General features: G+C 64.3%; 30 protein-coding genes. 17 read left to right on the plus strand and 13 right to left on the minus strand.

Annotated elements, in window-relative coordinates:
- Positions 1 to 136 precede the first annotated feature (136 nt).
- Entirely contained in the window at positions 137 to 1,438 is a 1,302-nt protein-coding gene (purB, locus tag EJ072_RS29675; protein ID WP_126082497.1) for an adenylosuccinate lyase, read from the minus strand.
- A 301-nt stretch (positions 1,439 to 1,739) separates the two neighbouring features.
- Here purB and EJ072_RS29685 point away from each other — a divergent pair, with 301 nt between their 5' ends.
- A complete protein-coding gene (locus EJ072_RS29685; protein ID WP_126082499.1) occupies positions 1,740 to 1,997 on the plus strand; it encodes a DUF2171 domain-containing protein in 258 nt (85 codons plus the stop codon).
- Positions 1,998 to 2,012: 15 nt separating this feature from the next.
- Here the strand turns inward: EJ072_RS29685 and EJ072_RS29690 are convergent, their stop codons facing one another.
- Both EJ072_RS29690 and EJ072_RS29695 read right to left on the minus strand, forming a co-directional pair.
- Positions 2,013 to 3,029: a P1 family peptidase gene (locus EJ072_RS29690; protein WP_126082500.1), complete on the minus strand. Its 1,017-nt coding sequence runs from the start codon at positions 3,027 to 3,029 to the stop codon at positions 2,013 to 2,015.
- Positions 3,029 to 4,099, minus strand: coding sequence for a branched-chain amino acid ABC transporter substrate-binding protein (locus tag EJ072_RS29695; RefSeq protein WP_126082501.1), 1,071 nt, complete (start codon positions 4,097 to 4,099; stop codon positions 3,029 to 3,031). The genes EJ072_RS29690 and EJ072_RS29695 overlap by 1 nt, the downstream gene beginning before the upstream one ends.
- 191 nt (positions 4,100 to 4,290) lie before the next feature.
- Between EJ072_RS29695 and EJ072_RS29700 the strand changes: the two genes are divergently transcribed.
- Genes EJ072_RS29700 through EJ072_RS29730 form a run of 7 tightly spaced genes read left to right on the plus strand, consistent with a single transcriptional unit; the run spans position 4,291 to position 10,628 of the window.
- Positions 4,291 to 4,785, plus strand: coding sequence for a flavin reductase (locus EJ072_RS29700; protein WP_042644630.1), 495 nt, complete (start codon positions 4,291 to 4,293; stop codon positions 4,783 to 4,785).
- 29 nt (positions 4,786 to 4,814) lie between these two features.
- Positions 4,815 to 5,738 carry a MoxR family ATPase gene (locus EJ072_RS29705; RefSeq protein WP_126082502.1) on the plus strand — a complete coding sequence of 308 codons (924 nt, stop codon included), beginning with the start codon at positions 4,815 to 4,817 and terminating at the stop codon, positions 5,736 to 5,738.
- 5 nt (positions 5,739 to 5,743) lie between these two features.
- Positions 5,744 to 6,994, plus strand: coding sequence for a VWA domain-containing protein (locus EJ072_RS29710; RefSeq protein ID WP_126082503.1), 1,251 nt, complete (start codon positions 5,744 to 5,746; stop codon positions 6,992 to 6,994).
- A 57-nt stretch (positions 6,995 to 7,051) separates the two neighbouring features.
- Complete coding sequence (locus EJ072_RS29715; RefSeq protein WP_126082504.1) at positions 7,052 to 7,390, plus strand: XdhC family protein; 339 nt, start codon at positions 7,052 to 7,054, stop codon at positions 7,388 to 7,390.
- 5 nt (positions 7,391 to 7,395) lie between these two features.
- Positions 7,396 to 8,100: an XdhC family protein gene (locus tag EJ072_RS29720; protein ID WP_126082505.1), complete on the plus strand. Its 705-nt coding sequence runs from the start codon at positions 7,396 to 7,398 to the stop codon at positions 8,098 to 8,100.
- On the plus strand, positions 8,097 to 9,713 hold the full coding sequence (locus tag EJ072_RS29725) for a molybdopterin-binding/glycosyltransferase family 2 protein (protein WP_126082506.1): 1,617 nt from the start codon (positions 8,097 to 8,099) through the stop codon (positions 9,711 to 9,713). The genes EJ072_RS29720 and EJ072_RS29725 overlap by 4 nt, the downstream gene beginning before the upstream one ends.
- Positions 9,714 to 9,746: 33 nt before the next feature.
- Entirely contained in the window at positions 9,747 to 10,628 is an 882-nt protein-coding gene (locus EJ072_RS29730) for an alpha/beta fold hydrolase (RefSeq protein WP_126083792.1), read from the plus strand.
- A 15-nt stretch (positions 10,629 to 10,643) separates the two neighbouring features.
- On the opposite strand, the gene EJ072_RS29735 is transcribed toward EJ072_RS29730, so the two are convergent.
- On the minus strand, positions 10,644 to 11,693 hold the full coding sequence (locus EJ072_RS29735; RefSeq protein WP_126082507.1) for a DUF1176 domain-containing protein: 1,050 nt from the start codon (positions 11,691 to 11,693) through the stop codon (positions 10,644 to 10,646).
- A gap of 142 nt (positions 11,694 to 11,835) precedes the next feature.
- On the opposite strand from EJ072_RS29735, the gene EJ072_RS29740 reads away from it, so the two are divergent.
- A complete protein-coding gene (locus EJ072_RS29740) occupies positions 11,836 to 12,342 on the plus strand; it encodes a DUF1993 family protein (protein WP_126082508.1) in 507 nt (168 codons plus the stop codon).
- Positions 12,343 to 12,401: 59 nt separating this feature from the next.
- Here EJ072_RS29740 and EJ072_RS29745 read toward each other — a convergent pair whose 3' ends face one another.
- The gene (locus tag EJ072_RS29745; protein ID WP_095818565.1) at positions 12,402 to 12,566 is read right to left on the minus strand and encodes a DUF1127 domain-containing protein; all 165 of its coding nucleotides are present in this window, start codon (positions 12,564 to 12,566) and stop codon (positions 12,402 to 12,404) included.
- A 93-nt stretch (positions 12,567 to 12,659) separates the two neighbouring features.
- Positions 12,660 to 12,824 carry a hypothetical protein gene (locus EJ072_RS36170; RefSeq protein ID WP_189342723.1) on the minus strand — a complete coding sequence of 55 codons (165 nt, stop codon included), beginning with the start codon at positions 12,822 to 12,824 and terminating at the stop codon, positions 12,660 to 12,662.
- A 131-nt stretch (positions 12,825 to 12,955) separates the two neighbouring features.
- On the opposite strand from EJ072_RS36170, the gene EJ072_RS29750 reads away from it, so the two are divergent.
- The 3 genes from EJ072_RS29750 (at position 12,956) to EJ072_RS29760 (ending at position 15,896) form a co-directional block, all read left to right on the plus strand.
- Positions 12,956 to 13,414 carry a hypothetical protein gene (locus EJ072_RS29750; protein WP_126082509.1) on the plus strand — a complete coding sequence of 153 codons (459 nt, stop codon included), beginning with the start codon at positions 12,956 to 12,958 and terminating at the stop codon, positions 13,412 to 13,414.
- Between the two features lie 114 nt (positions 13,415 to 13,528).
- Positions 13,529 to 14,596: an aldo/keto reductase gene (locus EJ072_RS29755; RefSeq protein WP_126082510.1), complete on the plus strand. Its 1,068-nt coding sequence runs from the start codon at positions 13,529 to 13,531 to the stop codon at positions 14,594 to 14,596.
- 34 nt (positions 14,597 to 14,630) lie between these two features.
- Positions 14,631 to 15,896, plus strand: coding sequence for a cysteine desulfurase-like protein (locus EJ072_RS29760; RefSeq protein WP_126082511.1), 1,266 nt, complete (start codon positions 14,631 to 14,633; stop codon positions 15,894 to 15,896).
- Here the strand turns inward: EJ072_RS29760 and EJ072_RS29765 are convergent.
- The 5 genes from EJ072_RS29765 to EJ072_RS29785 are packed head-to-tail and all read right to left on the minus strand — an operon-like array spanning position 15,893 to position 20,977.
- Entirely contained in the window at positions 15,893 to 16,921 is a 1,029-nt protein-coding gene (locus EJ072_RS29765; protein WP_126082512.1) for a histone deacetylase family protein, read from the minus strand. The genes EJ072_RS29760 and EJ072_RS29765 overlap by 4 nt on opposite strands.
- 2 nt (positions 16,922 to 16,923) lie before the next feature.
- Positions 16,924 to 17,427, minus strand: coding sequence for a GNAT family N-acetyltransferase (locus EJ072_RS29770; protein ID WP_126082513.1), 504 nt, complete (start codon positions 17,425 to 17,427; stop codon positions 16,924 to 16,926).
- 3 nt (positions 17,428 to 17,430) lie between these two features.
- Positions 17,431 to 17,940, minus strand: coding sequence for a DUF523 domain-containing protein (locus EJ072_RS29775; protein WP_126082514.1), 510 nt, complete (start codon positions 17,938 to 17,940; stop codon positions 17,431 to 17,433).
- A gap of 23 nt (positions 17,941 to 17,963) precedes the next feature.
- The gene (locus tag EJ072_RS29780; protein WP_126082515.1) at positions 17,964 to 19,331 is read right to left on the minus strand and encodes an aspartate aminotransferase family protein; all 1,368 of its coding nucleotides are present in this window, start codon (positions 19,329 to 19,331) and stop codon (positions 17,964 to 17,966) included.
- On the minus strand, positions 19,328 to 20,977 hold the full coding sequence (locus EJ072_RS29785) for a N,N-dimethylformamidase beta subunit family domain-containing protein (protein WP_126082516.1): 1,650 nt from the start codon (positions 20,975 to 20,977) through the stop codon (positions 19,328 to 19,330). The genes EJ072_RS29780 and EJ072_RS29785 overlap by 4 nt, the downstream gene beginning before the upstream one ends.
- Positions 20,978 to 21,126: 149 nt before the next feature.
- Here EJ072_RS29785 and EJ072_RS29790 point away from each other — a divergent pair, with 149 nt between their 5' ends.
- Complete coding sequence (locus EJ072_RS29790; RefSeq protein ID WP_042644583.1) at positions 21,127 to 21,375, plus strand: ParB N-terminal domain-containing protein; 249 nt, start codon at positions 21,127 to 21,129, stop codon at positions 21,373 to 21,375.
- A gap of 172 nt (positions 21,376 to 21,547) precedes the next feature.
- Here the strand turns inward: EJ072_RS29790 and EJ072_RS29795 are convergent, their stop codons facing one another.
- Positions 21,548 to 22,582, minus strand: a complete 1,035-nt coding sequence (locus EJ072_RS29795) for a 2OG-Fe(II) oxygenase family protein (RefSeq protein ID WP_126082517.1) — start codon at positions 22,580 to 22,582, stop codon at positions 21,548 to 21,550.
- A gap of 184 nt (positions 22,583 to 22,766) precedes the next feature.
- Between EJ072_RS29795 and EJ072_RS29800 the strand changes: the two genes are divergently transcribed.
- Both EJ072_RS29800 and EJ072_RS29805 read left to right on the plus strand, forming a co-directional pair.
- On the plus strand, positions 22,767 to 23,162 hold the full coding sequence (locus tag EJ072_RS29800; RefSeq protein WP_126082518.1) for a GFA family protein: 396 nt from the start codon (positions 22,767 to 22,769) through the stop codon (positions 23,160 to 23,162).
- Positions 23,163 to 23,290: 128 nt separating this feature from the next.
- Entirely contained in the window at positions 23,291 to 23,503 is a 213-nt protein-coding gene (locus EJ072_RS29805) for a hypothetical protein (RefSeq protein WP_126082519.1), read from the plus strand.
- 19 nt (positions 23,504 to 23,522) lie between these two features.
- On the opposite strand, the gene EJ072_RS29810 is transcribed toward EJ072_RS29805, so the two are convergent.
- Positions 23,523 to 24,455, minus strand: a complete 933-nt coding sequence (locus tag EJ072_RS29810; RefSeq protein ID WP_126082520.1) for a hypothetical protein — start codon at positions 24,453 to 24,455, stop codon at positions 23,523 to 23,525.
- 204 nt (positions 24,456 to 24,659) lie between these two features.
- On the opposite strand from EJ072_RS29810, the gene EJ072_RS29815 reads away from it, so the two are divergent.
- Positions 24,660 to 25,532, plus strand: coding sequence for an undecaprenyl-diphosphate phosphatase (locus EJ072_RS29815; RefSeq protein ID WP_126082521.1), 873 nt, complete (start codon positions 24,660 to 24,662; stop codon positions 25,530 to 25,532).
- A gap of 72 nt (positions 25,533 to 25,604) precedes the next feature.
- The gene (locus tag EJ072_RS29820) at positions 25,605 to 26,390 is read left to right on the plus strand and encodes a phosphodiester glycosidase family protein (protein WP_126082522.1); all 786 of its coding nucleotides are present in this window, start codon (positions 25,605 to 25,607) and stop codon (positions 26,388 to 26,390) included.
- Positions 26,391 to 26,416 lie beyond the last annotated feature (26 nt).

The raw sequence follows: 26,416 nt of genomic DNA on the forward strand, positions 1-26,416 counted from the left end.
AGGGGCAGGGCCGAGGCTTGAGATTGTCTTTTCGTCCGCACGGCCTATAGGCGCAGTGATCGCCTAGGGCAGCGCCGCCCCTCATCCGCCCTTCGGGCACCTTCTCCCCGTGAACGGGGAGAAGGAAAGGTCAAGCTTATCCAAACACCCGCTTGAAGATCGTGTCGACATGCTTGGTGTGGTAGCCGAGGTCGAATTTCTCGCGGATCTCGGCTTCGGAGAGGGCCGCCGTCACATCCTTGTCGGCGAGCAGTTCCTCGAGGAAATCGGCGCCTTGCTCCCAGACTTTCATGGCGTTGCGCTGCACCAGGCGATAGGCGTCCTCGCGTGACAGGCCGGCCTGCGTCAGCGCGAGCAGCACACGCTGCGAATGCACCAAGCCTCTGAACTTATTGAGGTTCTTCTCCATGTTCTCGGGATAGACGAGCAGCTTGTCGACGACGCCGGTCAGGCGCGCCAGCGCGAAATCCAGCGTCACCGTCGCGTCCGGCCCGATCATGCGCTCGACAGAGGAATGCGAAATGTCGCGCTCATGCCACAGCGCCACGTCTTCCATGGCGGGCACGGCCATCGACCGCACCATGCGGGCGAGGCCGGTGAGATTTTCGGTCAGCACCGGGTTACGCTTGTGCGGCATGGCAGACGAACCCTTCTGGCCCGGCGAGAAATACTCTTCCGCTTCCAGCACTTCGGTGCGCTGCAGATGGCGGATCTCGACGGCCAGACGTTCGACCGACGAGGCGATCACGCCCAGCGTGGCAAAGAACATGGCATGCCGGTCGCGCGGGATGACTTGCGTCGACACCGGCTCCGGCTTCAGCCCGAGCTTTGCCGCCACATGCTCTTCGACATATGGCTCGATGTTGGCGAAGGTGCCGACCGCGCCGGAGATGGCACATGTCGCGATATCCTCCCGCGCATGCACCAGACGCTCGCGGCAGCGCGAGAACTCGGCATAGGCTTGCGCCAGCTTGATGCCGAAGGTGGTCGGCTCGGCGTGGATGCCGTGGCTGCGGCCGATGGTGACAGTGTCCTTGTGCTCGAAGGCGCGGCGCTTCAGCGCGGCGAGCAGGGCGTCGATGTCGGCGAGCAGGATGTCGCTGGCCCGCGTCAATTGCACCGCAAGGCAGGTGTCCAACACGTCCGACGAGGTCATGCCCTGGTGGATGAAGCGGGCATCCGGTCCGACGAATTCGGCGAGATGGGTGAGGAAAGCGATGACGTCATGCTTGGTGACGCGCTCGATCTCGTCGATCTTGGCGACGTCGAATTTGGCCGCGCCGCCTTTTTCCCAGATGGTCCTTGCCGCTTCCTTCGGGATGACGCCCAGCTCCGCCAGCGCATCGCAGGCATGCGCCTCGATCTCGAACCAGATGCGGAAGCGGGTTTCGGGCGACCAGATGGCGACCATTTCCGGCCGGGAATAGCGAGGGATCATCTGTTTTCAGTCCTGCCTGGGAGAAGCGTCGGCCGCGTCCTAACAGAGGCGGGCCCAATGCTCAACGCTGCTGCCGCGCAAACCAGATGCTAACCCCGACAAGTGCCGCAAAGCCCAGCGGAAAATAGAGTCGAACGCCAAGCGCGAGGAACTGGTGGAGCGCTGTCGGCAGCGTGAAGGTGAATTCATGCCTATCACGCCATGGTGAACGAGACGCGCCGTGCGATGCATCCAATCCGGCGTTCATTTGTTATTGTCGGCCGTCTCGCATCCGAAAGGGCACATCCAGCGGAGAACCAGCATGAGCACCGACATCAGCAAGATACGCGGACATATGGAAGTGATCGGCGCCGATGGCGTCCATATCGGCACCGTCGACAAGGTCGAGGGCGACCGGATCAAGCTGACCAAGGCCGACAGCGGCATGGGCTCGCACAAGGGCCATCATCATTACATTTCGCTCGCCCTGGTCGCGGAGATCGACGGCGAGAAGGTCTGGCTTTCCGCGAATTCCGATGTCGCCGTCACCTTCGAGGAAGAGAAATCCGATCCGACCTGATCGGCGCCAACCCGATCAGCGCGACGCCCATACCGGGAATAGGTCGCCGTCGGCTGGCGTCGCGGCATGGACGCCGCGGCTGATAGCCCGCGCCATGGTCGCGCCGGCCGCCGCGAACAGGTCGATCGCGGCATCGGCGCCGAGCTCGATGCCGCTCCTGCCGGTCGCCAGGGCGAACACCAGATCGCCGTCCGCCGGCGTATGGGTCGGCCAGATGGCGCGGGCGAAGCCGTCATGCGCTGAAATCGCCAGCCGCTTGGCGGCGGCTTTGGTCAACACGGCGTCGGTGGCGATAACGGCGATGGTGGTGCTGCCGGCTTCCCCATGTCCGCCGACACGCCGATCGCGGTATTTCAGCAGGATCTTCCTGGCGTCTTTTGGCAGTGGATCGGGGTAGCCCAGGCCGCCGAATTCGTCGCCGATCTCGAAGGGCGCTGACCAGAAATGGCGGCTGCCGCCAACCGTCACCGAGCCGGTGGGATTGACGGCGGCAAGTGCGCCGATGGTGACGCCGCTGTCGAGCACGGTCGAGGCTGAGCCCAGACCGCCCTTCAGCCAGGAGGTCAACGCGCCGGTGCCGGCTCCGGCCGTACCGATGGCGAAATCGGCGATTGCCGTCTGCACGGCCTCATAGCCGAGCTCGCGATAGGGCGGATAACGGCCCCAATCCTTGTCGCCGCCATTGCGCAGGTCGAACAGGATCGCGGCCGGCACGATCGGCACGCGGAAGCCGCCGACCTCGACGCCGATGTTCTTCTCGCGCAGCGCCGCCTGCACGCCTGAGGCGGCGTCGAGGCCGAAGGCCGAGCCCCCGGACAGGACGACGGCATGGATCGTCACGATCGAATTCTGAGGCTCCAGCAGGTCGGTCTCGCGCGTGCCCGGCGCGCCGCCCAGCACCTGGACGCCAGCCACGGCAGGTTCGTCGCACAGCACCACCGTGACGCCGGATTTCAGCCTTGCGTCGCTGGCATTGCCCACGCGGAGGCCCGCAACGTCGGTGATCAGATTGCGCGGTCCGGTGTGGAACATCAGTTATCCTCCAGCGGCACGAAATGCGTGCCGTCGAAGCGGAAGACGCGGAACGGGTTCTGGCTGAGGTCGCCCGTGTCGTCGAAGCGGATGGTGCCGATCGCGGTCGTGAAATCATGGCCGGTCAGCGCTTCGCCGAGCGGTTTCCCCGAGCTTTCCGCATCGGCAGTCGCGGCCTTGGCGATCTCGACCGCCGCATAGGACGGCAGCGTGTAGCCGTCCGGCACGATGTTTTTTGCGCCGAGGGCCTGCACGATCCTGGGGTCGGCGACTTCCGACCATTCCGGCGGCGCGATCATCAGCGTGCCGGCGGCGTAAGGCACATCGCCAGGCGGCGTGCGCAGGTTCTCGCCGCCGGCAAAGGTGATGCCGGCCCCGAGGGAGGCGGCGTCACGGCCCATGATGGCGACATCGTCGCCGTCGCCGCCGGCAAACACCTTTGTCGCGCCTGCCTTCTTCAGCCGGCCGACCAACCCTATCTGGTTGTCGAGCTGCGGCCTGAACGTGTCGGTGAATACCGGCTTCAAGGCTGCCTGTTCGGCCGCGGCGCGAAAAGTCTCGGCCATCTCGCGGCCATAGATGGTGCCGTCATCGATTATGGCGAACAGCTCGTCGCGCCACAGCCGGGTGAGCTTGGCGGCTACCGCATTGCGCTCATCATCGCCGCGCGGGCCGAGCCGGTAGACCGGCCAGCCGGTCTTGGCGCGCCGGTCGGTCAGGCTTTCGGTGCGCACGCCGACCGTGATGACCGGAATGTTGGCGTCCTTCAGGATCGGCAGCGCCGTCTCGATCGCCTCGGTGCAGAGAAAGCCCACCACGATATCGACCTTGGCGTCGACGAATTCCTTTGCCGCCGCGGCGCCGCCATCGGCGGTGCAGGCATCGTCTGCGGTCTTGATCGCAAGGCCGTTCGCCTCCGCCGCCAGGCCGGCACCATTCTCAATCTGCTTGCCCAGGATCGCCGACGGACCGGAAAGCGGTGCCGCAACGCCGACCAGCGTCTCGGCCTCGGCGCTCGCTGCCAGCGACAGCCAGAACAGCACGGCTGATGTCGTCGTGAGAAGACGCATTCGGGCTAAGAGATCCTCCATGCCGGGAATACAATCCCGCACTATTCCAGGAAATGCCTAAAGGCTGGCTAAGCGGTGCGCAACACGCGAATTTGCGGATTGCGGTCAAGCACTTCGCCCGTGATGGATAACTTGTGGCGTGCAATATGCCGCCATATATAACGGGCTTGTTCCGACAGGTGGATTATCGCGTGCTGAAGATCAATGACATCGGGCCGCAGCACTATCGCGATGCGATGGCGCATTTTGCCGGCCATGTGCATGTGGTGACCACGGACGGGCCCGGCGGCAAACGCGGCGCGACGGTGATCGCCGCCTGTTCGGTTTCGGACACGCCGCCGACGGTTCTGGTCTGTCTCAACCGCGAGAACGCCAAGAACGAGGCTTTCATCAAGAACGGCAGGTTCGCGCTCAACACGCTTGCCTCGGACCAGGAAGCCGTCTCGGTGGGCTTTTCCGGTGTCACCGGGTTGCCGGCGGATGAACGCTTTGCGCTGGCCGAGTGGGATGTGATCTCGACCGGCGCGCCGACTCTGAAGGGCGCCCTTGCCGTGTTCGACTGCGAGATCATCGACGCCAAGGATCTTGCCACCCACCGTGTGCTTTTTGGCAAGGTGACAGGCCTGCGCATCGGCGATAATTTGCGGCCGCTGATCTACTATAACCGCGACTATCACGTTCTTTGAAACGTGCAAGCGGGACCCACGGAGACAAGATGACCGCGCCGCGCCCCGCGCCGAAATCGATCGACGAAACGCTCGATCTTTTGACCGCTGCGGACTATGTCGCGGACCGCTCGCTGGCGACCGTGCTGTTTCTTTCACTGCGCATGAAGCGGCCCTTGTTCCTCGAAGGCGAGGCGGGCGTCGGCAAGACCGAGATCGCCAAGGTGCTGGCCGACACCCTCGGCCGCCGGCTGATCCGGTTGCAATGCTATGAGGGGCTCGACGTCTCTTCGGCCGTCTATGAGTGGAATTATGCCGCGCAGATGATCGAGATCCGCATGGAGGAGGCGGCCGGCAAGGTCGTGCGCTCCGACATGGAGCGTAACGTATTCTCCGAAAAATACCTGATCCGCCGCCCGGTGCTCGATGCGCTGACCGGCAAGGCCGGCGCGGCGCCGGTGTTCCTGATCGACGAGCTCGACCGCACCGACGAAGCGTTCGAAGCGTTCCTGCTGGAAATCCTGTCGGATTTCCAGGTTACGGTTCCCGAGCTTGGCACGATCAAGGCGGAAGAGCCGCCGATCGTCATCATCACCACCAACCGCACGCGCGAGATCCACGACGCGCTGAAGCGGCGCTGCCTTTATCACTGGGTCGATTATCCGAACGCCGAGCGCGAGCTGGAGATCGTGCGCCGCAAGGTGCCGCAGGCGAACCGCCGGCTGTCGGCAGAGGTCGTGTCCTTTGTCCAGAAGCTGCGACAGGTCGAGCTGTTCAAGGCGCCAGGCGTCGCCGAAACCATCGACTGGGCCGGCGCGCTCACCGAGCTCGACAAGGTGGCGCTCGACCCGGAGACCGTGTCCGACACGATCGGCGTGCTTTTGAAGTACCAGGATGATATTGCCCGCATCGGTGAGGGCGAGGGCCGGCGCATCCTCAATGAGGTGAAGGCCGAGCTTTCGGCGGCGGAGTAGGGGCGATGCCGTCGCCGCGTCCGGAACCCAAAGAGGCGCGCGCCGATGGGCGCATCGCCGATAATATCGTCTATTTCGCTCGCGCCTTGCGCAAGGCCGGCATGCGCGTCGGGCCGGCCTCGGTGAAGGACGCCATCGAGGCGGTGCTTGCCGCCGGCATCGGCTCGCGCGACGATTTCTACTGGACGCTGCATGCGGTGCTGGTTTCGCGGCACGAGGATCATCCGGTCTTCGACGAGGCCTTCCGCCTGTTCTGGAAATCGCGCGAGCTGATCGAGAAGCTGCTGGCGATGTTTTCACCGGTCGCCCTGGATACAACCGAAAAGCAAAAGCCGCGGGCGGCCGAGAACCGCGTCAGCCAGGCGATGTTCGAAGGCCACCAGAAGAACCAGCCGGCCCGGGAAGTGCCGGAGATCGAGGTCGATGCGCGGCTCACCTTTTCCGGCAATGAAGTGCTGCGCGGCAAGGATTTCGCCCAGATGGACGCCGGCGAAATGGCCGAGGCCAAAAAGGCGATCATGGCCTTGCGGCTGCCCTTTGACCTCGTCCGCACGCGGCGCTTCAGGGCCGACGCGCAGGGGCGCCGCATCGATCCGCGCGCCATGATGCGTTCGGCCGCGCGCACCGGCGGCGCGCTTATCCTGCCGAAATTCCGATCGGCGCGCGAAGTGCATCCGCCGCTGGTCGTGCTTGCCGATATTTCGGGCTCGATGAGCCAGTACACCCGCATCTTCCTGCATTTCCTGCATGCCCTGACGGAGAAGCGCCGGCGCGTGCACGCCTTCGTCTTCGGCACGCGGCTGACTAACCTGACCCGGCAGATGCGCCATCGCGATCCGGACGAGGCGCTGGCCGAATGCTCGGCGGCGGTGAAGGACTGGTCGGGCGGCACCCGCATCGGCGATACGTTGGCCGAATTCAACCGGCTGTGGTCACGGCGCGTGCTGGGGCAGGGCGCCGTGGTGCTTCTCATCACCGACGGGCTGGAGCGCGACGACGTCACCGGCCTGTCGCAGGAGATGGAGCGGCTGCACAAGTCCTGCCGGCGGCTGATCTGGCTCAATCCGCTGTTGCGCTTCGACGGGTTCGAAGCGCGCGCCCGCGGCGTCAAAGCGATGCTGCCGCATGTCGACGAGTTCCGGGCAGTGCATAATCTCGACGCGCTGACCGATCTTTGCGCCTCTCTCGACCAGCGGCCCGCGGCCTCGGTCGATCCGCGCCGCTGGCTGCGAACTGGCGACAGGCGGGCCGCATAGCCATATGTTCTGCTTGGGAATGTCCCGGCGGGAAAACAGACTGTGTGAGAAGCGACAATGGATGAGAGCATATATCTCGATGAAGCCCGTGATCCGCTGATCATCGCGGAGGGCTGGATGAAGGACGGCAAGGATGTCGCCATCGCGACCGTGGTCGAGAACTGGGGTTCGGCGCCGCGTCCGGTCGGCAGCCATCTGGTCATCGACGCTGAAGGGAATTTCCATGGCTCTGTCTCGGGCGGCTGTGTCGAGGGCGCCGTGGTGACCGAGGCGATCGACGTCATCGGCTCGGGCAAGGCCAGGATGCTGGAGTTCGGCGTCGCCGACGAAACGGCCTGGCAGGTGGGCCTTTCCTGCGGCGGCCGTATCAAGGTCTATGTCGAAAGGCTGGGCTGACCGCCGTGGATCCATACATTCTCAAGACCTTGAACGAGGAACGCCGCGCCCGCCGGGCAGTGATTGTCGTCACCGACCTTGGCGACGGCCGCGACCGCATCGTGCGCGAGGGCGATCCTGTCGCGGGCGATCTCGGGGCGGCAATCGCCAATGCGTTTCGTACCGGCAATTCGCGGTCAGTGGAGGCGGAAGGGCGGACCTTTTTTCTCAACGCGCATCTGCCGCGCCCGCGCCTCGTGGTGATCGGCGCGGTGCATATCAGCCAAGCGCTGGCGCCGATGGCCAGGATCGCCGGCTACCCGGTCGAGATCATCGACCCGCGCACCGCCTTCGCGACCCCGGAGCGCTTTCCCGACGTCGCGCTGCATGCCGAATGGCCGGAGGATGTGCTGAAGCGCGCGCCGCTCGACAGCTACACGGCGCTCGCCGCAGTCACCCATGATCCGAAGATCGACGATTTCGCGCTGAAGGCGGCGCTCGACGCCCGCTGCTTCTATGTAGGCGCGCTGGGCAGCCGCAAGACCCATGCCAAGCGCGTCGAGCGCCTGCTGGCGCTCGGTGCCGGCGCCGACCAGATCGCCCGTATCCACGCGCCGATCGGCCTCGACATCGGGGCGGCAAGTCCGGCCGAGATCGCCGTTGCGGTGCTCGCGCAGACCATCCACGCCTTCCGCTCGCGCGGTCTGGAAGCAAAAGGCGCCGTGGCGTGAAATTCGGGCCGGTTCCGATCGACGAGGCGGAAGGGGCGGTGCTGGCGCATGCGACGGCCGCGGGCGAAAAGCGGTTCCGCAAGGCGCACCGGCTGAGCCGCGAGGATGTCGCTGCACTGAAGGCAGCGGGTGTAGTCGAGGTCGTCGCGGCGGTGCTTGGCGAGGGCGATCTCGGTGAGGATGCCGCCGCCGCGAAGATCGCGGCCGCCATGAGCCACCGCAACATCGAGGTCAAGCCGGCCGCCACCGGGCGAGTGAACCTGCATGCAGGGGCCTCGGGCGTGTTTACCGTCAATGCCGGGATGATCGATGCCATCAACGCCGTCGATCCGGCCATCACCGTCGCGACGTTGGCGCAGCATGCGCCGGTCGAGAAGGGCCAGATGGTCGCGACGGTGAAGATCATCCCCTTTGCCGTCGCCGCAAACCTGGTGGACAGCGTGGTGAGGATTTGCGCCGGCCGCGAGATCTTTGCCGTCAACGCCTATCGTCCCATCACGGTCGGCGTCATCCAGACGGTGCTTCCGGGCGTCAAGCCGAGCGTGCTTGACAAGACGCTGCGCGTCACCGAGGCGCGGTTGGCGCGTTCCGGCGGCCGGCTGACGGCCGAGCGGCGCACGCCGCATGAGATTGCCCCGGTCGCCGCGGCCGCGACCCAGCTGGCGCGCGACAATGACATGGTGGTGATCTTCGGCGCCTCAGCGATGAGCGATTTCGCCGATGTCGTGCCGGCCGCGATCGAACGTGCCGGCGGCACCGTCATCCGCGCGGGCATGCCGGTCGATCCCGGCAATCTGCTGGTGCTCGGAACACTCGACGGCAAGCGCGTCGTCGGCGCGCCCGGATGCGCGCGCAGCCCGAAGGAGAACGGCTTCGACTGGGTGCTCGATCGCCTGATTGCCGGGCTCGATGTGACGGCGAGCGATATTGCCGGCATGGGTGTCGGCGGGCTTCTGATGGAAATTCCGACCAGGCCGCAGCCGCGCGAGCCGACGCCGCACCCCGCCAGGTCGGCGCTGAAGGTCGATATCGTGCTTCTGGCGGCTGGACGTTCGAGCCGCATGGGCGGGCCGAACAAGCTTCTGGCGCTGTTCGACGGCGAGCCGCTGGTGCGCCGCACCGCTTCCCGCGCGCTGGGCTCAAAGGCCGCCAGCACCATCGTCGTCACCGGCCATCAGCGCGAACGCGTGCGTTCAGCGCTTGGAGGCCTTGAGGTGAAACTCGCCGACAATCCCGATTTCGCCGATGGCCTGGCCTCGTCCTTGAAGGCGGGCATTGCGAAGGTCGCGCCCGACGCGGCCGGCGCGATGATCGTTCTTGGCGACATGCCCGGCGTTTCGTCGAAGGACCTCGACAGCCTGGTCGATGCGTTCCGCCGCTCCGGCGGCCACGCGGTCGTGCGCGCCTCGCACCAGGGCAAGCGCGGCAATCCGGTGCTTTTGCCGCGATCGCTTTTCGCGGCGGTTGCGCAGCTCGAGGGCGATACCGGCGCCCGGCATCTGGTCGAAGCCGAGGGTCTCGACGTCATCGATGTCGAGATCGGGCAGGGTGCATCGATCGACGTCGACACGCGCGAGGCGCTGGAGGGGGCGGGCGGCGTCCTGCAGGATTGACAAACCGAAGCCGAATTTCGCATGCCTCTCGGCATGTCATTGCGCTTCCTCTTCGCCCTGCTCGTTGCAACCGGTTTTGCCGTCCAGGCTGCCCATAGCCAGACGCTTTCGCTAAAACCGTTCAAGGACGACCTCTTTGCTTATCCGGCGGCGCTGTCCACCGGCGATAATGGCGCCTATACGGTGCTCGACTATCATGAGATGCGCGACATCAACCAGCGCGACGAGGTGCCGGAAAAGCGGGTGCGCGCGCAATATACCGACCCCGGCGTGCGCAAGGTGCAGCGGGACCTGATGTTGAAGACCGACGCCGGCGATGTCAGGCATGTCGCGGTCGGCAGGACGGAAGGCGCTTCCATCATCGTGCTCTACCTGCATGGGCAGGGCGGCAGCCGCAAGCAAGGTGTCGACGATTTTACTTTCGGCGGCAACTTCAACCGCATCAAGAATCTGATGGCCGCCAATAACGGCCTCTACCTTTCGCCGGATTTCCCCGATTTCGGCGACAAGGGCGCGGCGCAGGTCTCGGCGCTCATCGATCACTACGCCCAACAATCGCCCGGCGCGAAAATCTTCGTCGCCTGCGGCTCCATGGGCGGCATGGTCTGCTGGAAGCTCGCCGCGCGCAAGGATACGGGCGGCCGTATCAACGGGCTGCTGCTGCTCGGATCGCTGTGGGACGACAGCTTTCTCACCAGCCCTGCCTTCAAGCGCCGCGTGCCGGTGTTCTTCGGCCAGGGCAGCCATGACGTGGTCTTCTCGGTGGAAAAGCAGGAAGCCTTCTTCCGATCGATCCTGGCCAAAAAATCCTATCCGACACGCTTCGTGCGCTTCGAGACCGGCACGCACGGCACGCCGATCCGCATGGTGGACTGGCGCGGCACGCTGAACTGGATGCTGACGAAAGCGCCGTGACCCTTCTGTCGAGGCTCAAGGCGCAGTGTTGTAATCGATGATCGTCTGCGGATTGATCTCGCCGTCATAGGAAGCATCGACGTCGTACTGGACAAGCGAGAAGTCACCGTTGCGGAACAGATAGGTCCCCGATGACGAGGCGTCCCCTACGCCACGCCATTTGGCGGATGTGGTGATGGTTTTCGTGTTCTCGTCATAGTCCGAATTGGTTGCCCAGCCGCTGGTCTTGAAACCGATGATGTGGATCGACTCGACCTTGCCTTCGCTGTTGTTGTTCTCGTAGCGGATATCGAGATCCGGCTCGGTGAACTGCAGCTGGGTCACGCCGTTGACGTCATCGGCGATGTAGTAGACCGCGGTTTCGTTATAGGCGGCCATCGAGCAGAAGAAGCGGAACAGCCGCGTCTCGCGCTCCGGGTCGGCGGCTTGAGCGTCCTTGTCCTTGTATTGGACCGAATGGGCCTCTGGCTCACCGATTGGCTTGCCATCGGCATCCTGTTTGTCGCACTGCCCGCCATAGGTGGCGAGAAACGCCTTCTTGGCCTGCTCCAGCGCCTCGTCCTTCTTCGGCGGCGGCGGGCCGTCGCCGCAGCTTGCCGGCACGGCGCTGTCGAAATCCTCCGTCGATGGCTTCAGCGCACCCTTGTCGATGAAGATCGGCTGGAAAGGCGGCTCCTGAATTTGCGCATTGACCTGGCGGACCGTGTAGCAGCCCGCGAAAACCTTGGCCTCGCCCTTCTTGTCGGTCGCCTGGATAGCGACCGGGACGCTGTAATAGATGCTGCCGGCGGCACCTTCGTCCGATACAGCGCCGGTCTTGACGTCGACGGTATCGGTGCCGTCATAGCCTTTCACGAAAGCGTTGAAATCCTTGGCTGGCTTCGTATCGCCGAAATAACCCCAGGCGCGGGCGAATTCGTGACGATTGATGGCGCTGTAAAGCGAGCGGATGACGGCGTCGGCGCTGGACCTGTCGTCGATATAGGGCGCATCGGCCGCAAACGCGGACTGGCCGATACTGGACAGGGAAAAGAAGGCAGCCACAGCGAGAAAGATATGTCTCATCGGGAATCTCCGCTCGATAACGAAAATACTACCATGGCGATTGCGGCGGCGCGGTGACGTGGAAGCATGACCGCTTGAAGAATCGTGACCGGAGGCGTTAGGTCACGGCCCGCGGCGCTGGGGCCGCCTTGGGAGAGTGCTCGTGACTATTTCCATGTACGATATTTCCGTCGGCGTCTTTTCCGCCCGGCTGAAGGCGCTGGCCAGCGTGCTGACGGCGGCGGAGCAGAATGCCGCTGAGCGCAAGATCGATCCGCAGGTGTTCCTCACGGCGCGATTGGCGCCGGACATGTTTGCGCTGGCCAGGCAGGTCCAGATCTCCACCGACCATGCCAAGGGCGCGCCGTCGCGGCTCGCCGGCCGCGAGGTGCCGAAATATGAGGACAATGAAGCGAGCTTTGCCGAGCTGCAGGCCCGAATCGCCAAGACGCTCGATCACCTGGCGACGTTCTCGGCGGCCGATCTGGAAGGTTCGGAGGACAGGACGGTCGAATTAAGGCTTGGCGGGCGCGAAACTACGCTGCCCGGCCTGCAGTACCTGCTGCATGTCGCGATGCCGAATTTCTATTTCCACGTCACGACGGCCTACGACATCCTGCGCCACAATGGCGTGCCGCTCGGCAAGCAGACCTTCCTGGGAAATCGCTGAATTTTGAGCAGGTTGAAGGTTTCCCGGCAGCCCGGGAAACCTGTTTGGCTCAGCGTTGTTCAGCGGGCCGACATTTCGCGCGCGATGCGCGGAAAGTCCGCCGGCTTGATGCCGATATCGGCGCGGTCGGCATTGCTCATCGCATTGAGAAGCGCGAGCGCCGCGCGGTAACGCTGGTGTTCTTGCGGCCGTGGCCGAGCGAACATTTCAGTGAAGAACCCCATGACTCAATAGCCCCTATTGGTCCTCCCAACGTCAAAGTATAGGCGATTTTTTTAAATTGTGCAGTGCAGCAATTGCATGGCTGCCATGCCGCATCAGATTTTTTCCGCCACAATCGATTTTCCGCGAAACTTTTCGGCAGGCTCAATCGTAGGCGTTGGTGCCGGCACTTGGCCGGCTTTTTCCTCGCCACTCCTGGCGACCTTGCCGGACTGCACGAAATGCGGTCCGGCTTTTTGCTTGATGGCTCCGGTCGGCAAAATGCCTGCAATTGTTAACGTCGCCAGAAGTCATTTTTAACGAGGGCGCCCTATCTTCAAATGGCGTCAATGCATGCCGTCACGAGAGGGAGGCTGAGATCGGCACCGGGAACAAGCTCGATTTCGCTTCGTTGCTCGACGACCTGATCGTCGCCTCGGAGAAAGGCGAGGAAGAGGGCGCCCGGCCGTCTATCCCGTTCGACTATCTGTCCGTTGCCGATGAACTTCATTCCGGCCGCATCAAGGTTGCCGGTGAGAGCGTCGCCGCCGAATACCGCGAATCCGGCGCCGATCTTGCCGCGGAGTTCGCAGCACTTCTCGACCGGGCGAAACTGACGCTTGCGGGCGAAGAGCATTGGCCCGAGGAAAAGCTGCCGTCGATCGATCCCGAAGCCATTGCCGGCGAGCTCGGCCTCGACCATCCAGCCAAGAATGCCGATTTCGGCCGCATCCGGCGCAATTTCGCTTTCGCCAACCACCCGGACCGGGTCGCGCCGCATCTGCGCCAGCGCGCCATGATCCGCATGCAGGTGGCCAACATGCTGATCGACGAGGCGAAGCGACGGGCCTTGGCTGGGGCACGCCGTTAGCCGCGCAGTTTACGCAAAAAGTCGAAGACTGCGGGCTTGGAGAAACTCCGGCCTGTGCTTTATGCTTGAACTTCCTCCCCGCGCTGTCCGCGCAAAACTCCCGCCGGAGATCCCATGCATAAACGCCGCCTCGGTCGGACCGACCTCCTTGTTTCGCAAATCTGCCTCGGTTCGATGACCTGGGGGCAGCAGAACACCGAAGCGGAGGGCCACGCGCAGATGGACCTGGCGTTCTCGCGCGGGGTGAATTTAATCGACACGGCCGAGCTTTACCCGATCCCGCCCAAGGCCGAGACGCAAGGGCGGACCGAGAAGACCATCGGCAGCTGGATGAAAGCCAATCGCAACCGCGACAAGGTCATCCTTGCCTCGAAAGTGGTCGGCCGCACGGCCAACACCTGGTTCCGCGGCGATCGTCCCTCGAAGCTGGTGCGCGCCGACATCTTCGACGCGGTCGAGAAGTCGCTGGCCAAGCTCGGCACGGACTATATCGACCTCTATCAGATCCACTGGCCGGACCGGGACATTCCCTGGGGCTCGAATCCGACGCGCGTGGGAGCGGTGGCGCGGCGCCCGGATGCGGCAGGCACTCCGGGAGGCGAGACGCCTGTTGCCGAAACGCTCGCCGTCTTCGACGAACTGGTGAAGGCCGGAAAGATCCGCCATCTGGGTCTCTCGAACGAAAGCTCCTGGGGTGTCATGCGCTTCGTCTTCGAGGCCGAAAAGGCCGTGGGTCCGCGCGTCGCCTCGCTGCAGAACGCCTACAACCTCGTCAACCGCACCTTCGAGGTGAACCTTGCCGAGGTCTGCGAACGCGAGGAGATCGGGTTTCTTCCCTATTCGCCGCTGGCGCAGGGCTATCTCACCGGCAAGTACGATCATGGCGCGCGGCCGCAGGGCTCGCGCTCGCAGCTTTTTAACCGCGGCCAGCGCTACGAGACGCCGAATGCGGCGGAAGTGCTGCTTCAATACAACGAGCTGGCGCGCTCCTTCGGCATGGAGCCGGCGCTCTTCGCCAACGCCTATGTGGCGAGCCGGCCCTTCGTGACGGCGAACATCGTCGGTGCGACCACCATCGCGCAGCTCGAGACGGCGCTGTCCTCGGTCGACGTCACCTGGACGGAAGAGATGCAGAAGGCGGTCGACGCCATTCACCAGCGCGTCGGCAATCCGTGTCCTTGATCGGAATCGTTTAAAAAACAAAGGGGTGGAGACGATGGCAGAGTTTCCGATCGAGGCCGTGCGCGGCAGATTTCCGGCGCTTTCGCTGACCGATAAAGGGCGCCGGCGCATCTATCTCGACAATCCCGCCGGCACGCAGGTGCCACTGACGGTAGCGGACGCGGTGTCGCGCTGCCTGCTCTCGACCAACGCCAATCTGGGCGGCATCTTCGAAACAACGGTCGCTGCGCAGCAGGTGGTCGATGGGGCACATGCCGCGATGGCCGATTTCCTCAACGCATCGAGCGTCGAGGAGATCGTCATCGGCGCCAACATGACGACGCTCACCTACCACATGTCGCGCACGCTTGGCCGGACAATGAAGCCGGGCGACGAGATCATCGTCACGCGCATGGACCACGAAGGCAATGTCTCGCCCTGGCTGCAGCTTGCCGAGGATCTCGGCCTGGTCGTTCGCTTCCTGCCGTTCGACGAGCGGAGCTGGCAGGTGGAGGAGGCGGCGCTGAACGCGCTGCTTTCGGACAAGACGCGGCTCGTCGCGCTGAATTATGCCTCGAACCTGACCGGCTCGATCAACCGGGTGAAAGCGCTGACGGCGCTCGCCAGGCAGGCCGGCGCGCTGGTCTACGTCGATGCCGTGCAGTTCGCGCCGCATGGGCTCATCGACGTGCAGGCGCTCGGCTGTGATTTCCTGATCTGCTCGGCCTACAAATTCTTCGGGCCGCATGTGGCCATATTGTGGGGACGGCGTGACGTCATCGACGGCCTCAAGCCCTACAAATGCCGCTGTTCGTCGAACGGGCTGCCGGAGCGGTTCGAACTCGGCACGCCGCAGATCGAGCTGATGGCCGGGCTGACGGCAGCGATCGACTATTTCGCCGATCTAGGCGCTGCCGCCGGCGAGGGCGGATCGCGGCGGCAGCGGATCGCCAAGGCTTTCGACGTTTCGATCGCTTATGAGAATGCGCTGGCCCGGCAACTGATCGAAGGCCTGTCCGATATCGAGGGCCTGATTATCCGCGGTATCACCGATACGGAGCGCCTCGCCGAGCGGGTGCCGACCGTTTCCTTCACGGTCGAGGGCATCGCGCCGGAAACGATCGTGCGGCAGATGAACGCCGAGAATATCTTTCTGTGGTCGGGCCATAATTACGCGTGGGAGATCGTCCACCAGCTCGGCATTCCAGCTGAGCAGGGTGTCGTGCGCATCGGCATTGCCCACTACAACACGGCGGCCGAGATCGAGGAGACGCTGGAGAGCGTGCACCGCGTGATCGCGATGCTGCGGCAGCAGCGCTAGTCTTTCTTGCCGCCGAGGCCGGTCAGGAAAGCGGTGAGGTTGTCGCCCAGCGCATCGCAGAGATAGCCGCCTTCCTGGACGATGACCGTGGGCAGGCCGAGCCCGGCAATCGCTTCGCCCATTCGCGAGAAGCCTGGCGTCGTCACCGAGAGGCCGCCGAATGGATCGCCTTCGAAAGCGTCGAGGCCGAGTGCCACCACAAGCGCTTCCGGCGCGAAGGCGCGGATGCGCTGGAAGGCCGTCGCCAGCGCTTCGAGAAAGGCCGTGTCGCCGGATTTGCGCGGCAGCGGCAGGTTGAGATTGTAGCCGAGGCCGGGGCCTTCGCCGCGCTCGTCGGCATGCCCCCAGAAGAACGGATAGAAGCGCACTGGATCGGCGTGCAGCGAGACGGTCAGCACATCGGGACGGGCGTAGAAGATGCCTTGCGTGCCGTTGCCGTGATGCAGGTCGACATCGAGGATGGCGACGCGGGCGGAACTCTTGCGCAGAACCTGCGCGGCCAAGGCCGAATTGTTGATGAAGCAGAAGCCGCCGGCGACATCGGCGAAAGCGTGGTGTCCAGGCGGACGGCAGAGCGCATAGGCCGACGGCGCGCCGGCCATCACGGCTTGAGCGGCTTCGACCGCGCTCCAGGCGCTCCACAGCGCGCTGTTCCAGGTCTCGGCCGAGATCGGGCAGGCGGTGTCGGCCATATGGTAGCCGGCCTGGCCGACCGCCGAGGCCGGATAGGAGCCGTTGCGAGCGATCGGGTGGATGTTCGGGATCACCTCCGCCGAAGCGCCTTCGATGCGCTGCCAGCGCGTGAAGATGTTTTCGAGGAAGTCGAGATATTCAGGCGTATGCACCGCCGCGACCGGGCCAAGCCCGTGATTTTTCGGGCGTTCGACCGTCAAACCGGCCGATCTTGCGCCGGATAGCAGTCTCTCCACCCGCTCCGGCTTTTCCGGATTGGGCTGCGGCGCGCCGCTCGAAAGGAAAGCCTTGGGATCGTGGCGCTTCTGCTCTTCGGCATAGAAGGCTTTCATCGTCATTCCTCCGGAGCGTCGGCAAAGGCGAAAAAGGCATCGCCGACGATCTTCTGCACCTGTTCGTAACTCGAGCGGCCGATGCCCAGTTTCTCATAGAAGGCCTTGGCGGTCTCGTTGTCGGTATCGACGGAGAGCCTCAGATAAACGCCGCCCGCCGCGCGGCACTCTTTCGCGACGCGCCGCAGCAGTTTCTCGCCGATGCGGCGGCCGCGAAAGCGGTCCTCGACATAAAGATCCTGCACATAGACGCCCGGACGACCCATCCAGGTCGAGAAGATCGGGAAATACAGGCAGAGCCCGGCGAATTCGCCGCCGATCTCGACGATCAGGGTCGAGAAGGCGGGCTTTTCGCCGAAGCCGTAAGTGCGGAGGTCGTCAGCGGTGGATTTGATATCCTGGTTGGCGCCGATATGGGTGCCGAGACGCAGCAGCGCGGCGTAGATTGTTTCGACGTCGTCGATGGTACCGGGACGGAGCAGAATGTCGGTGGCCCGCTGCGGCATCGGTCAGTCCGCATGTCCGGCGGCGCTGGAGCCGATCAACAGATCGTCAAGCTCGCCGATTCTGTCTTCGGAAAAGACACGGATACCGTTTTCCTCGAGCAGCGCGGTGGTCGTGCCTTGGCCAGCCACGCGGGCCCTTGAAAAGCTCCCGTCATAGATAAAACTGCTGCCGCATGATGGGCTGCCGTCCGTCAATACGGCATAGCGGCATCCGGTTTCCCGGGCGAGGTCGAGCGCCAGTTGCCCGGCTTCGCGGTAAAGGCGGGTGACATCGCTGCCGGTTTGCTCGATCACTCTGCCATGGCCCTGCAGGACCGCATGGCCGTCGCGCGCGCCCTGGATTTCCGCCGGCGGACGCGGCGTCGAAAAACCTGCCGCTACCTCTGGACAGATCTGCACGATCCGGCCTTCCGACTGCCACCGCGCCAGTACGGGATGGTGATCGAGCCGAAACGAGCCGTTGTAGCGCACCTTGCTTCCGAGCAGGCAGGCCGAGACAAGCACTCTCTCCATATCGGCTCTCCCTTGGCGAGGGCTCAGTGATTGACCGGCAGGTCAAGTTCGGCGGCAAGTGCCTCCAGCGTGTCGCCAAGCACCGCGATGATCTCGCCGATCTGTTCGCGGGTTGTGATCAAAGGCGGGCAGACCATGAAATTATCACTCACCGGCCCGCCGCGCACGCGCCGCGAGTAGATGATGAGTCCACGCTCGAAGGCCAGATCGATGAGCCGCAAATTGGCGTTGAGATTCTGTGGCAACGGCGTCCTGGCCAAGGGGTCGGCGTAGAGCTCCGCACCCATGAACAGGCCCTTGCCTCGCACGTCGGCAATGAAAGGAAAGCGACCCGACAGCGCTTCGAGTTCGCCCCTCAGCACTTCGCCCATGACGGCGGAATTCTCGACCAAGCCAAGGCGGTCGACTTCGCCGAGAACGGCAACGCCGGCCGCGCAGGCGACAGGGTTACCGCCATAGGTATGGCCATGCAGGAAGCCGCCTGCCGCAACGACCGGCCCGACGATCCTCTCCGTCGCGGCAAGTGCCCCCAAGGGCGCGTAGCCGGAGCTCAGCCCTTTCGACAGCGCGACGATATCCGGCCGGCAGCTCCAATGGTCGCCGCCCAGGAACTTGCCGGTGCGCCCGATGCCGGTCATGACCTCGTCATGGATCAGCAGGATGCCGTAGCGGTCGCAGATTTCGCGGATCCGGGCAAAATAGCTTGCGGGTGGGACCAGTGCCGCGGTCGCCGCGCCGCCAATCGGCTCCATGATGAAGGCAAGCACGCTTTCGGGGCCTTGTTCCAGGATCTTTTCCTCAAGCATGTCGGCGTAGCGGACGCCGCGCTCTTCCAGCGACAGATTATCTTGGTCGCGATGGACAAACGGGGCCGGCACCAGCGGCATCGGCTGTCCGAGCGGGTCGAATGTCTTGGTCAGGACATCGTCGCCGGTGACGGCAAGCGTGCCAAGCGTGATGCCGTGATAGGAGGGCATGCGACCGATGATTTTCCAGCGCTTGTCCTGGCCTGTCGCGACAGCCCATTGGCGCGCGAGCTTGAGGCAGGCCTCGACCGCCTCGGAACCGCCGGAAACGAGATAAATGCGCTCGAGCCCGTTCGGAAGCCGCTCGGCCAACTCCCGCGCCAGCGCGACGGCCTGTTTGTTCTCGAATTGGAAGATGTAGGCGAAGCTGACGCGGTCAAGCTGCCGCTTCATCGCATCGATGACGTTGCGATTGCCGTGACCGACATTGACGTTGACCGCGCCGCTCGATCCATCGATGTAGCGGCGGCCGCTCTTGTCCCACAGATAGATGCCATCGGCGCGATCCACCATCGGCTGGGGCCGTCGCGTGAAGTGGAAGAGGTTCGGCCGGCTGACGGTTTCAATCGACTGCGCAGTGCTCATTCGCCCCTCTCGTCTCGGCCAAGATAGCGGTCGAGAACATTCTTGGTCACGCGTTCGACCATCGCGTCCTGCCTTAGCAGGCCGGCGACCCATTCGCAGCTTCCGGCATGGAACACCTCGCCCTTGCCGCGCGGGAAATTGACGATCATGCCGTTGCCGCGCTTCACCTTGTCGAGATTGGCGTCGCTCGCCTCGCCGAAAAGCGTCTCGGCGGTGAAGCGGCCATCCTCGTCGGTGAGGAACTGGTCCTCGATCGGGATGTCGGCGCTTTCCTCGACCTGGCTCGCCATGCCGACCGCCAGCACCTGCAGGCCGTCGGGCGCGCCGCTATCCGCGGTCGGGTAGGGCAGGCCGCAGCGGATCTCGAAATCGAGGCCGTCGACCTCATAGCCATAGACATGGCTGTCGGCGCCGAGCAGGTCGCCATAATAGATGCCGGTGCCTGCGAAGGCCCAGTGCTCGGGATGGTAGACCGGAAAGCCGCGTACGCCGCGCGGGGCGCAGCCGCCCCACCCGGCGTAGACGCCTCGCGTCGCGTTGAGGCCGAAGGTGGCGCTGCCGGGGCGGCCGATCTCGGGCGCTTCCCAGGAATTGGTGGCGCGAGTGACATCGCCGCCGCGATAGGCCGGGTCTTCCGCGCGCGCCTTGTACTTGTAGCAGACCTGGCGGCGGCCTTGGTCTTCCAGCCTCGTCTGCCACATGAAATTGCCGGCAAAGCGCGCCGCGTGCCCGCCGCCGGTCACATAGTTGTCGACAGCGTCGCGCATTTCCCAGGTCCAGTATTCGTCATGGCCGACGAAGACGACGCAGTCATAGCCGTCGAGGATTTCGGGCGAGAAATGCAGCTCGTGCTGGCTGGCGAGATCGACCAGGTAGCCGGCGCGTTCGGCGAAGCGGAAGAAATGGCTGTCATAGCTTGCCCAGCCGGACGATGCGTATTTCTTCGAATGCCCGGTGGCAAAAGCCCACTCCATGTGTGGATAGCGCGGCACGGTCTTCGGCGGCACGGCGACTTCGAGCGGCACGCGCGGCGCGTCCTTTGGCAGCACGACGAAGCCGCGGCACCAGGGGCGCTCAATCGACACCGTCGTTGCGTACTGGTCGCGGTTCGGACCGGTGATGCCCTGATAGTGGTTCGAGCCGCCCCAGGTGTTGTACGCGGTCCAGGTGCCGGTCGCGGCGACCTGCAGCAGGCGGCCCGGCTTGCGGCCGGGCTGGGGCGCGACGATGAAGAGATGGTGGCTGCGGATCGGATTGCCGTCGCGGCCTTCGGCAAGAAGCGCGATGCGATAGGCGCCCGACGGCCAGTCGTCGCCGACGCGGAATTCGAACGACGCCTCCCAGCCGCAACCTTCGACCGAGCATTGGTCGGGCGTATCTTGCCAGCGCGCCGACAGGCCTGCTCCCTCGAAGACCTTGGTCTCGGCGGCTCCGTCGCGGATGACGGCGATGCTGAATTGCGGCGCGGTCGAGCTGACATGGAGCGCCACCGTCTCGCCGGGGCAGTAGGAAAACCGGTCGCTGTAGCCCCAGATCTCACCGCGCTCACCGTCCATCCCCGGCCATTCATAATAATGGCCGCGCACCGCCTCGCGGCGCTGCTCGGGCGTCAGCCCGAAATCGGGAAATTCGGTGGGCAATTGCATCAAGCTGGACCTGAGATCACGAAGCCGTCATTGAGACCATCGGCCGGCCAAGCGTCAAATGGAAAGCATCGGGCCAGCAGGTACCCGCGTTTGTCGATATCCGGCAAACGGATTATTCATTGGGCGTTGTTCAGTGCCAGGGAGCCGACATGCTGCGTGTGCAAAAGGTCAAGGTCGACGACATCTACGTGCCGACGGCGCGGCGCAAGACGCTGCATCCCGAGACCGTGCGCCATCTCGCCGAGGATATTCTCGAGAACGGCATGAAGACGCCGATCCAGGTGCGGCACGACGGCAAGCGCCACATCCTGGTCGAGGGACTGCACAGGCTCGAAGCCGCCAAATGGCTGGGCGAGACCATGATCGACGCCTATCTCGTCCAGGCCAAGCGCCACTAAGGTGTGTCGATATTCAGGTGATGCCGGCCTGCAAACGGCGGCTTCCTGCGCTTCCGGTGCTCACGTACTTTAAGTACGCTCCGCTCCGGTTCTCGGAATCCACCATTTTCGACTCGGCCTGACCTGAATCTCAACACACCTCAACCGGCTGCGGTCTCTAAGGATTGCCGATCTACGAAGCCTTGGCCCGCCGCGGCTGGCGCAGATGCCTGACTCCGCTCATTTCGACGAATTTCGTCGCCGTGTCCCAGAGATAGTCGCCATAAAGGAACGGCTCGAAGGGCTCGGCGCCCTCGAGCGGCAGCGGCGCGATCTCGGCGTCGACGCGTGGCTCATAGAAGAACGGAATCGAGAAGCGCGCCTGTTTGGGCGCGATCACCCGATGCCGGGTCGCCCGCACCCGGCCGGCGGTCCAGCGCTCCAGCAGCTTGCCGAAATTGACGGCGAGCGTGTTGTCGGCGGGCGGCACGTCGATCCATTCGCCGGCAAGGTTTTTTGCCTGCAGGCCTTCGACGCCGTCCTGCGCCAGCAAGGTGACGAAACCGGAATCGGCATGCTCGCGGCCGATGACGGTCCGCATCTCGCCTTTGTGGAGTACAGAGAAGTCGGGACCGCTGAGGTCGACGCCGCTGTTCGGGTCACGCAACGGGTAGCGGATCAGGCGCAATGTCGAGATGCCGCCCTCGAAATCCTTATCGAAAATGGTCTCGGTCAGCCCCAGGCCGCGCGCGACCGAGCGCAGCAGCGCGTTGCCGACCGTCGCCATCGCCTTGTAGTAGTTGGCGGCAGCCTCGCGCCAGCCGGGCAGAGTGCTTTCGGGCGGGAGCGGCGTGGCCTCGCAGAGCGGATCGCCGGCATCGAGGCCGGAGGGTTCGGTCCGCGCGTCGGCGATGTCCGGCCCCATATCGATGCCTTCCTTATAGGAGACGGCGCCAGGCTGCAGCGGAAACCAGCCGCGATAGACATTTTGTTTCGTGCGGTCGAAATTCCAGCGCAGCAGCTTCTGCTTTTCAGCCTCCGGTAGCGAAAAGATCGCCAGCAGCCACGCCCGGTTCTGCGGAGTCAGCCAGTCGTCGCCGGGAAAGTCGCGGATCGCCATGAAGCCGATGCCGGAGGCCGCGGCCATGATCCTCGAGTCGGTCTGGTCGCGGGCGGGCGAGGGCGGACCGAACAAGGGTGCGATCGCGATCGTGTCGATGTCGGCCATCAGTCTTCCTCCCGTCGGACGCCATAAGCAGGGCGCGGCGGCGGGCGATTGTCAATCGCAGGCGCGGACACGTCGTTGAGCCACCCACATCAGCGCAGGCGATCGCATCCCATCAGTGTTTTTTGTTTGACCCTCTCATGCCGGCCGCTACCTTGCCGGCATTTCCTCGAAACGGGTGTCGGTGATGGCGAAATATGAGGGCGGGTGCCTGTGCGGCGGGGTGCGTTACAGGGCCGAGGCGGAGCCGATCAACGAGCGCGTCTGCCATTGCCGGATCTGCCAGAGGGCGATCGGCGCGGCCTTCAACGCCCGCCTGCTCTTCCGCATCGACGATGTGACCATCGACGGGCCGGTGGCGACAATCAATTCCACGCCTGACCTCAAGCGCGGCTTCTGCCCGGCTTGCGGCACAACCCTGTTTTCGCGCCGCGATTCCAGAAACATTCTCGGCGTCACCTCCGGCTCGCTCGACGATCCGTCGCTGTTCAAGCCGGACATGCATTTCTGGACTGCCTCGAAGCAGCCCTGGCTGATGCTCGACGATGGCCTGCCGCAATATGAAGGCGCGCCGCCGGCCTGAGTCATTGCGACGCATCTCTGCACAAAATTTCATCTCCGCTGCACGACATAGCCGGCAAAGCGTCATTGGCGGGCCATCTTTGGCTGCCTATCTAAGCGCCATGCGGGCAGGCATCGAGGAGGCGACGGATGAGCGAGAGCATCAACACCCTGGACGAGCTTTTGAACGACCCGATGATCCAGCTCGTGATGGCGCGCGACCGCGTGCGGCCGGCCGAGCTTCGCCTGCTCCTGGAAAAGGCGCGCGACAAGGCCGGCGATTATTCCCGCATCGACCAGGCTTCGGTGCCGCCGGCCCATATGGTGGCAAGAAGCTGCCTGAAGCAGTGGCTGCATCGCTAAGGCAGCTCCAGGAAAATGGTCAGCTCGAATACGCCGGCAGGTAAGCGTAGTGATTGCGTAAATAGGCGAGCTTGAAGCCGAGCCGGTCGTAGTTGCGATAGGCCGGCCCGTCGCGGTCGGGGAGCGGCGCCTCGATATCGGCGACAAACAGCTTCGCGCCGGCGGCGATGCCGTCGCGAACCAGCCTTTCCCCAAGCATGGCATCCAGATCGAAGCTCGGCGCCATGATGCCAGGTACCGGCGCGTCGATGCCGCTCCAGGCGGCGCCGTCGGGGCCGATGAAAAGCGAGCGCACAGCGGCGACCGCGCCGCCACGTTTCAGCATGTAGTGGCGCCAGCCCTTGCGGCCGACAAGCGCGGTGAGCCAGGGCGAGGTGGGGAGCCTGTATTTGGCATCGATGAAAGAAGCCCATTCCGAAGCCGTCCTGGGGGTCACCTCCTCGATTACGGGATCGTCTACCGGGATCAGCGGATCGCCCGGGAAGAGCGGTTCGGCTGGCAGCGGCGTCGCGTCGCGATAGATGCGCTCCCAGCCGCCCTGATGCTGCAGGCCGCGCGCTTCCAGCCAGCATCTCAGCCGCGCCGGCTCGGTGTGCGGGCTGGTGTAGAACCACGGCCGCATGATGCCGGCATTGCGATAATGCGCGAGCAGCGCGTCGAGCTGTTCCTCGGTCGCCGGACCATCGACGCCGATATTCTTCACGCAGTTGAAATGGATGAACGGGATCGTCGTGCAGGTGGTCCAGACCAGATCGCCCTCGCTCGCGATCGACAGCCCATGCCGTGCCGCGAAATCGGCGGGCGCCGCGTCGTAAAGGTCGCGCCAGGCCGCGACTTCGGCGCGCTCGATGGGGCGGCTGATGTCACGCGACACCTCCTCGATCGCGATTTCCGGGGGGTGCGTCTCCAGCGGCACGACTGGCTCGAGTTCCGAGAGGGCGGCGGTCGACATGGCATGCTCCTCCGATATGCCTTACAGTGTAAGATTAGCGGAGGATAATATGCTGCAGCCTGTTGTCAAGCAGGATTAGCGGCACCTTACAAATCCGTGAGTTGGAATCACGCTATCGTGAGGCTAAGCCTCTCCCAGAGGGGCTTTTCGAAGACGATTCACTTTTGCCTCGGCAGGGATCGGGGCGCAGGGAAAAGGGTTGAGATGACCGACGTCTGCACTCAAGGACTGGATACCGGCTTTGTCGGCCTGGGTTATGCCAAAGTGGCATTTCTGGGCATCGTGCAGGGCATCACCGAATTGCTGCCGATCTCGTCCACGGCGCATATGCGCATCGTGCCGGCGGTGCTCGGCTGGCAGGATCCCGGATCGGCGTTCTCGGCCGCGATGCAGCTGGCGGCGCTGGCGGCGGTGATCAGCTATTTCTGGAGCGATGTCAGGGACGTGCTCTTCGGATCGATCGCGGCAATCTCGCGCCGCGATTTCGGCGACCGCTATTTCCGCCTGGCGATCAGCATCATCCTTGCCACTATCCCGATCATCATTGCCGGCCTTGCGCTTTCCGGTGTGCTCAACGCCTGCAATTCGCCGCTGCGCGGGCTCGCCGTCATCGGCTCGGCCTGTATAGCCATGGCGATCCTTTTGGCGCTCGCCGAGATCTTCGCCAGGCACAAGCTGATGCTGCGCCAGGCGTCGATCCTCGATGCGCTCTTGGTTGGCGTCGCCCAGGTCGGCGCGCTTATCCCCGGTGTCTCACGCTCGGGCTCGACGCTGACGGCGGCGATGGGGCTGGGCTTCGCCCGGCCGGAGGCGGCACGCCTGTCCTTCCTGCTCGGCCTGCCGGCAATCGCGCTGGCCGGCCTCAAGGAGCTCTACGAACTGCACAAGGTGCATCTCGACGCGCATGGCTGGTCGATCCTGGCGGTCGGCCTCGTCGTCGCCTCGATCTCGGCCTTTTTCGCGATCTGGGGGCTGATGCGGGTGCTGGAGCGCTTCTCCGCCTGGCCGTTCGTTATCTATCGCGGCCTGCTTGGCGTGGTGCTGCTGGTCAGCGTCGCGGCCGGCTGGTTGACCTGAAGCAACCCGGGAAATCCACGCAGCGGCCTCGGCCGAATCCGCTATACCGATGCTGAGGAGCGGGATGCGCTGATGGATCTTGGGACCCTGCTGAACTCGGTTCCTTTGCTGGCCACGCTGGTGAAATCGGCGGTGCCCGCCGCCGTAGGCGCGGGCATCGGCCTCGGCCAATGGCTAGCGGCGCTGCCGCCTTGCCGCAACCAGACTTTCGAGAACGCGACCTATCTGGTCTGCGAGGCCGATCCGAAGCATTTCTCCATCGAGTTGTTCTGGAAGAACAAGGATGGCGACTTCTACCGATCGCTGCACAATCTGCGCAGCGCGCAGCAAGCGGCGGGGCGCAACCTGCTGTTCGGCATCAATGCCGGCATGTATCATCCGAACCTCGCGCCGGTCGGGCTTTATGTCGAACGCGGCGAGCAGGTCACGCCGGCGAAGACCGGATCGGGAACCGGCAATTTCTCCATGCAGCCCAACGGCATCTTCTATCTCAGCGCCGGCAAGGCAGGGGTTCGCGCGACCAAGGATTATCTCAAGCGTCCGCCGCGCGTGGACTACGCCACGCAGTCCGGGCCGATGCTGGTCATCGACGGCAAGCTGCATCCGAAATTCCATGCGGACGGCACCTCGCGAAAAATCCGCGATGGCGTGGGCGTGCGCGCCGACGGCGTCGCGGTCTTCGCGATCTCGGACGATGTCGTGACTTTCCACGAATTCGCCCGGCTGTTCCGCGACCAGCTCGGCTGCCCGAACGCGCTCTTCCTCGACGGTTCTATCTCGAGCCTCTACGCGCCCGGCATCGGCCGAAACGACGATTTCTGGAATCTCGGGCCGATGATCGGGGTGTTCAGGAAGTAGTCAGAGCGCTTGCTGCGCGCTTCCAG

The sequence above is a fragment of the Mesorhizobium sp. M2A.F.Ca.ET.046.03.2.1 genome (assembly GCF_003952425.1).
In the GTDB taxonomy this organism is placed as follows: domain Bacteria; phylum Pseudomonadota; class Alphaproteobacteria; order Rhizobiales; family Rhizobiaceae; genus Mesorhizobium.

What these genes read in the sequence shown, in the direction of transcription:
- EJ072_RS29745 (WP_095818565.1), bottom strand. Translation starts at nt 12,566, where the DNA reads ATGGGGTTCTTCACTGAAATGTTCGCTCGGCCACGGCCGCAAGAACAC.
- EJ072_RS29795 (WP_126082517.1), bottom strand. Translation starts at nt 22,582, where the DNA reads ATGGCCGACATCGACACGATCGCGATCGCACCCTTGTTCGGTCCGCCC.
- EJ072_RS29770 (WP_126082513.1), bottom strand. Translation starts at nt 17,427, where the DNA reads ATGCCGCAGCGGGCCACCGACATTCTGCTCCGTCCCGGTACCATCGAC.
- EJ072_RS29805 (WP_126082519.1), top strand. Translation starts at nt 23,291, where the DNA reads ATGAGCGAGAGCATCAACACCCTGGACGAGCTTTTGAACGACCCGATG.
- EJ072_RS29785 (WP_126082516.1), bottom strand. Translation starts at nt 20,977, where the DNA reads ATGCAATTGCCCACCGAATTTCCCGATTTCGGGCTGACGCCCGAGCAG.
- EJ072_RS29810 (WP_126082520.1), bottom strand. Translation starts at nt 24,455, where the DNA reads ATGTCGACCGCCGCCCTCTCGGAACTCGAGCCAGTCGTGCCGCTGGAG.
- EJ072_RS29710 (WP_126082503.1), top strand. Translation starts at nt 5,744, where the DNA reads ATGCCGTCGCCGCGTCCGGAACCCAAAGAGGCGCGCGCCGATGGGCGC.
- purB (WP_126082497.1), bottom strand. Translation starts at nt 1,438, where the DNA reads ATGATCCCTCGCTATTCCCGGCCGGAAATGGTCGCCATCTGGTCGCCC.
- EJ072_RS29760 (WP_126082511.1), top strand. Translation starts at nt 14,631, where the DNA reads ATGGCAGAGTTTCCGATCGAGGCCGTGCGCGGCAGATTTCCGGCGCTT.
- EJ072_RS29815 (WP_126082521.1), top strand. Translation starts at nt 24,660, where the DNA reads ATGACCGACGTCTGCACTCAAGGACTGGATACCGGCTTTGTCGGCCTG.
- EJ072_RS29775 (WP_126082514.1), bottom strand. Translation starts at nt 17,940, where the DNA reads ATGGAGAGAGTGCTTGTCTCGGCCTGCCTGCTCGGAAGCAAGGTGCGC.
- EJ072_RS29755 (WP_126082510.1), top strand. Translation starts at nt 13,529, where the DNA reads ATGCATAAACGCCGCCTCGGTCGGACCGACCTCCTTGTTTCGCAAATC.
- EJ072_RS29715 (WP_126082504.1), top strand. Translation starts at nt 7,052, where the DNA reads ATGGATGAGAGCATATATCTCGATGAAGCCCGTGATCCGCTGATCATC.
- EJ072_RS29735 (WP_126082507.1), bottom strand. Translation starts at nt 11,693, where the DNA reads ATGAGACATATCTTTCTCGCTGTGGCTGCCTTCTTTTCCCTGTCCAGT.
- EJ072_RS29780 (WP_126082515.1), bottom strand. Translation starts at nt 19,331, where the DNA reads ATGAGCACTGCGCAGTCGATTGAAACCGTCAGCCGGCCGAACCTCTTC.
- EJ072_RS29685 (WP_126082499.1), top strand. Translation starts at nt 1,740, where the DNA reads ATGAGCACCGACATCAGCAAGATACGCGGACATATGGAAGTGATCGGC.
- EJ072_RS29765 (WP_126082512.1), bottom strand. Translation starts at nt 16,921, where the DNA reads ATGAAAGCCTTCTATGCCGAAGAGCAGAAGCGCCACGATCCCAAGGCT.
- EJ072_RS29820 (WP_126082522.1), top strand. Translation starts at nt 25,605, where the DNA reads ATGGATCTTGGGACCCTGCTGAACTCGGTTCCTTTGCTGGCCACGCTG.
- EJ072_RS29695 (WP_126082501.1), bottom strand. Translation starts at nt 4,099, where the DNA reads ATGCGTCTTCTCACGACGACATCAGCCGTGCTGTTCTGGCTGTCGCTG.
- EJ072_RS29730 (WP_126083792.1), top strand. Translation starts at nt 9,747, where the DNA reads ATGTCATTGCGCTTCCTCTTCGCCCTGCTCGTTGCAACCGGTTTTGCC.
- EJ072_RS29690 (WP_126082500.1), bottom strand. Translation starts at nt 3,029, where the DNA reads ATGTTCCACACCGGACCGCGCAATCTGATCACCGACGTTGCGGGCCTC.
- EJ072_RS29800 (WP_126082518.1), top strand. Translation starts at nt 22,767, where the DNA reads ATGGCGAAATATGAGGGCGGGTGCCTGTGCGGCGGGGTGCGTTACAGG.
- EJ072_RS29705 (WP_126082502.1), top strand. Translation starts at nt 4,815, where the DNA reads ATGACCGCGCCGCGCCCCGCGCCGAAATCGATCGACGAAACGCTCGAT.
- EJ072_RS29790 (WP_042644583.1), top strand. Translation starts at nt 21,127, where the DNA reads ATGCTGCGTGTGCAAAAGGTCAAGGTCGACGACATCTACGTGCCGACG.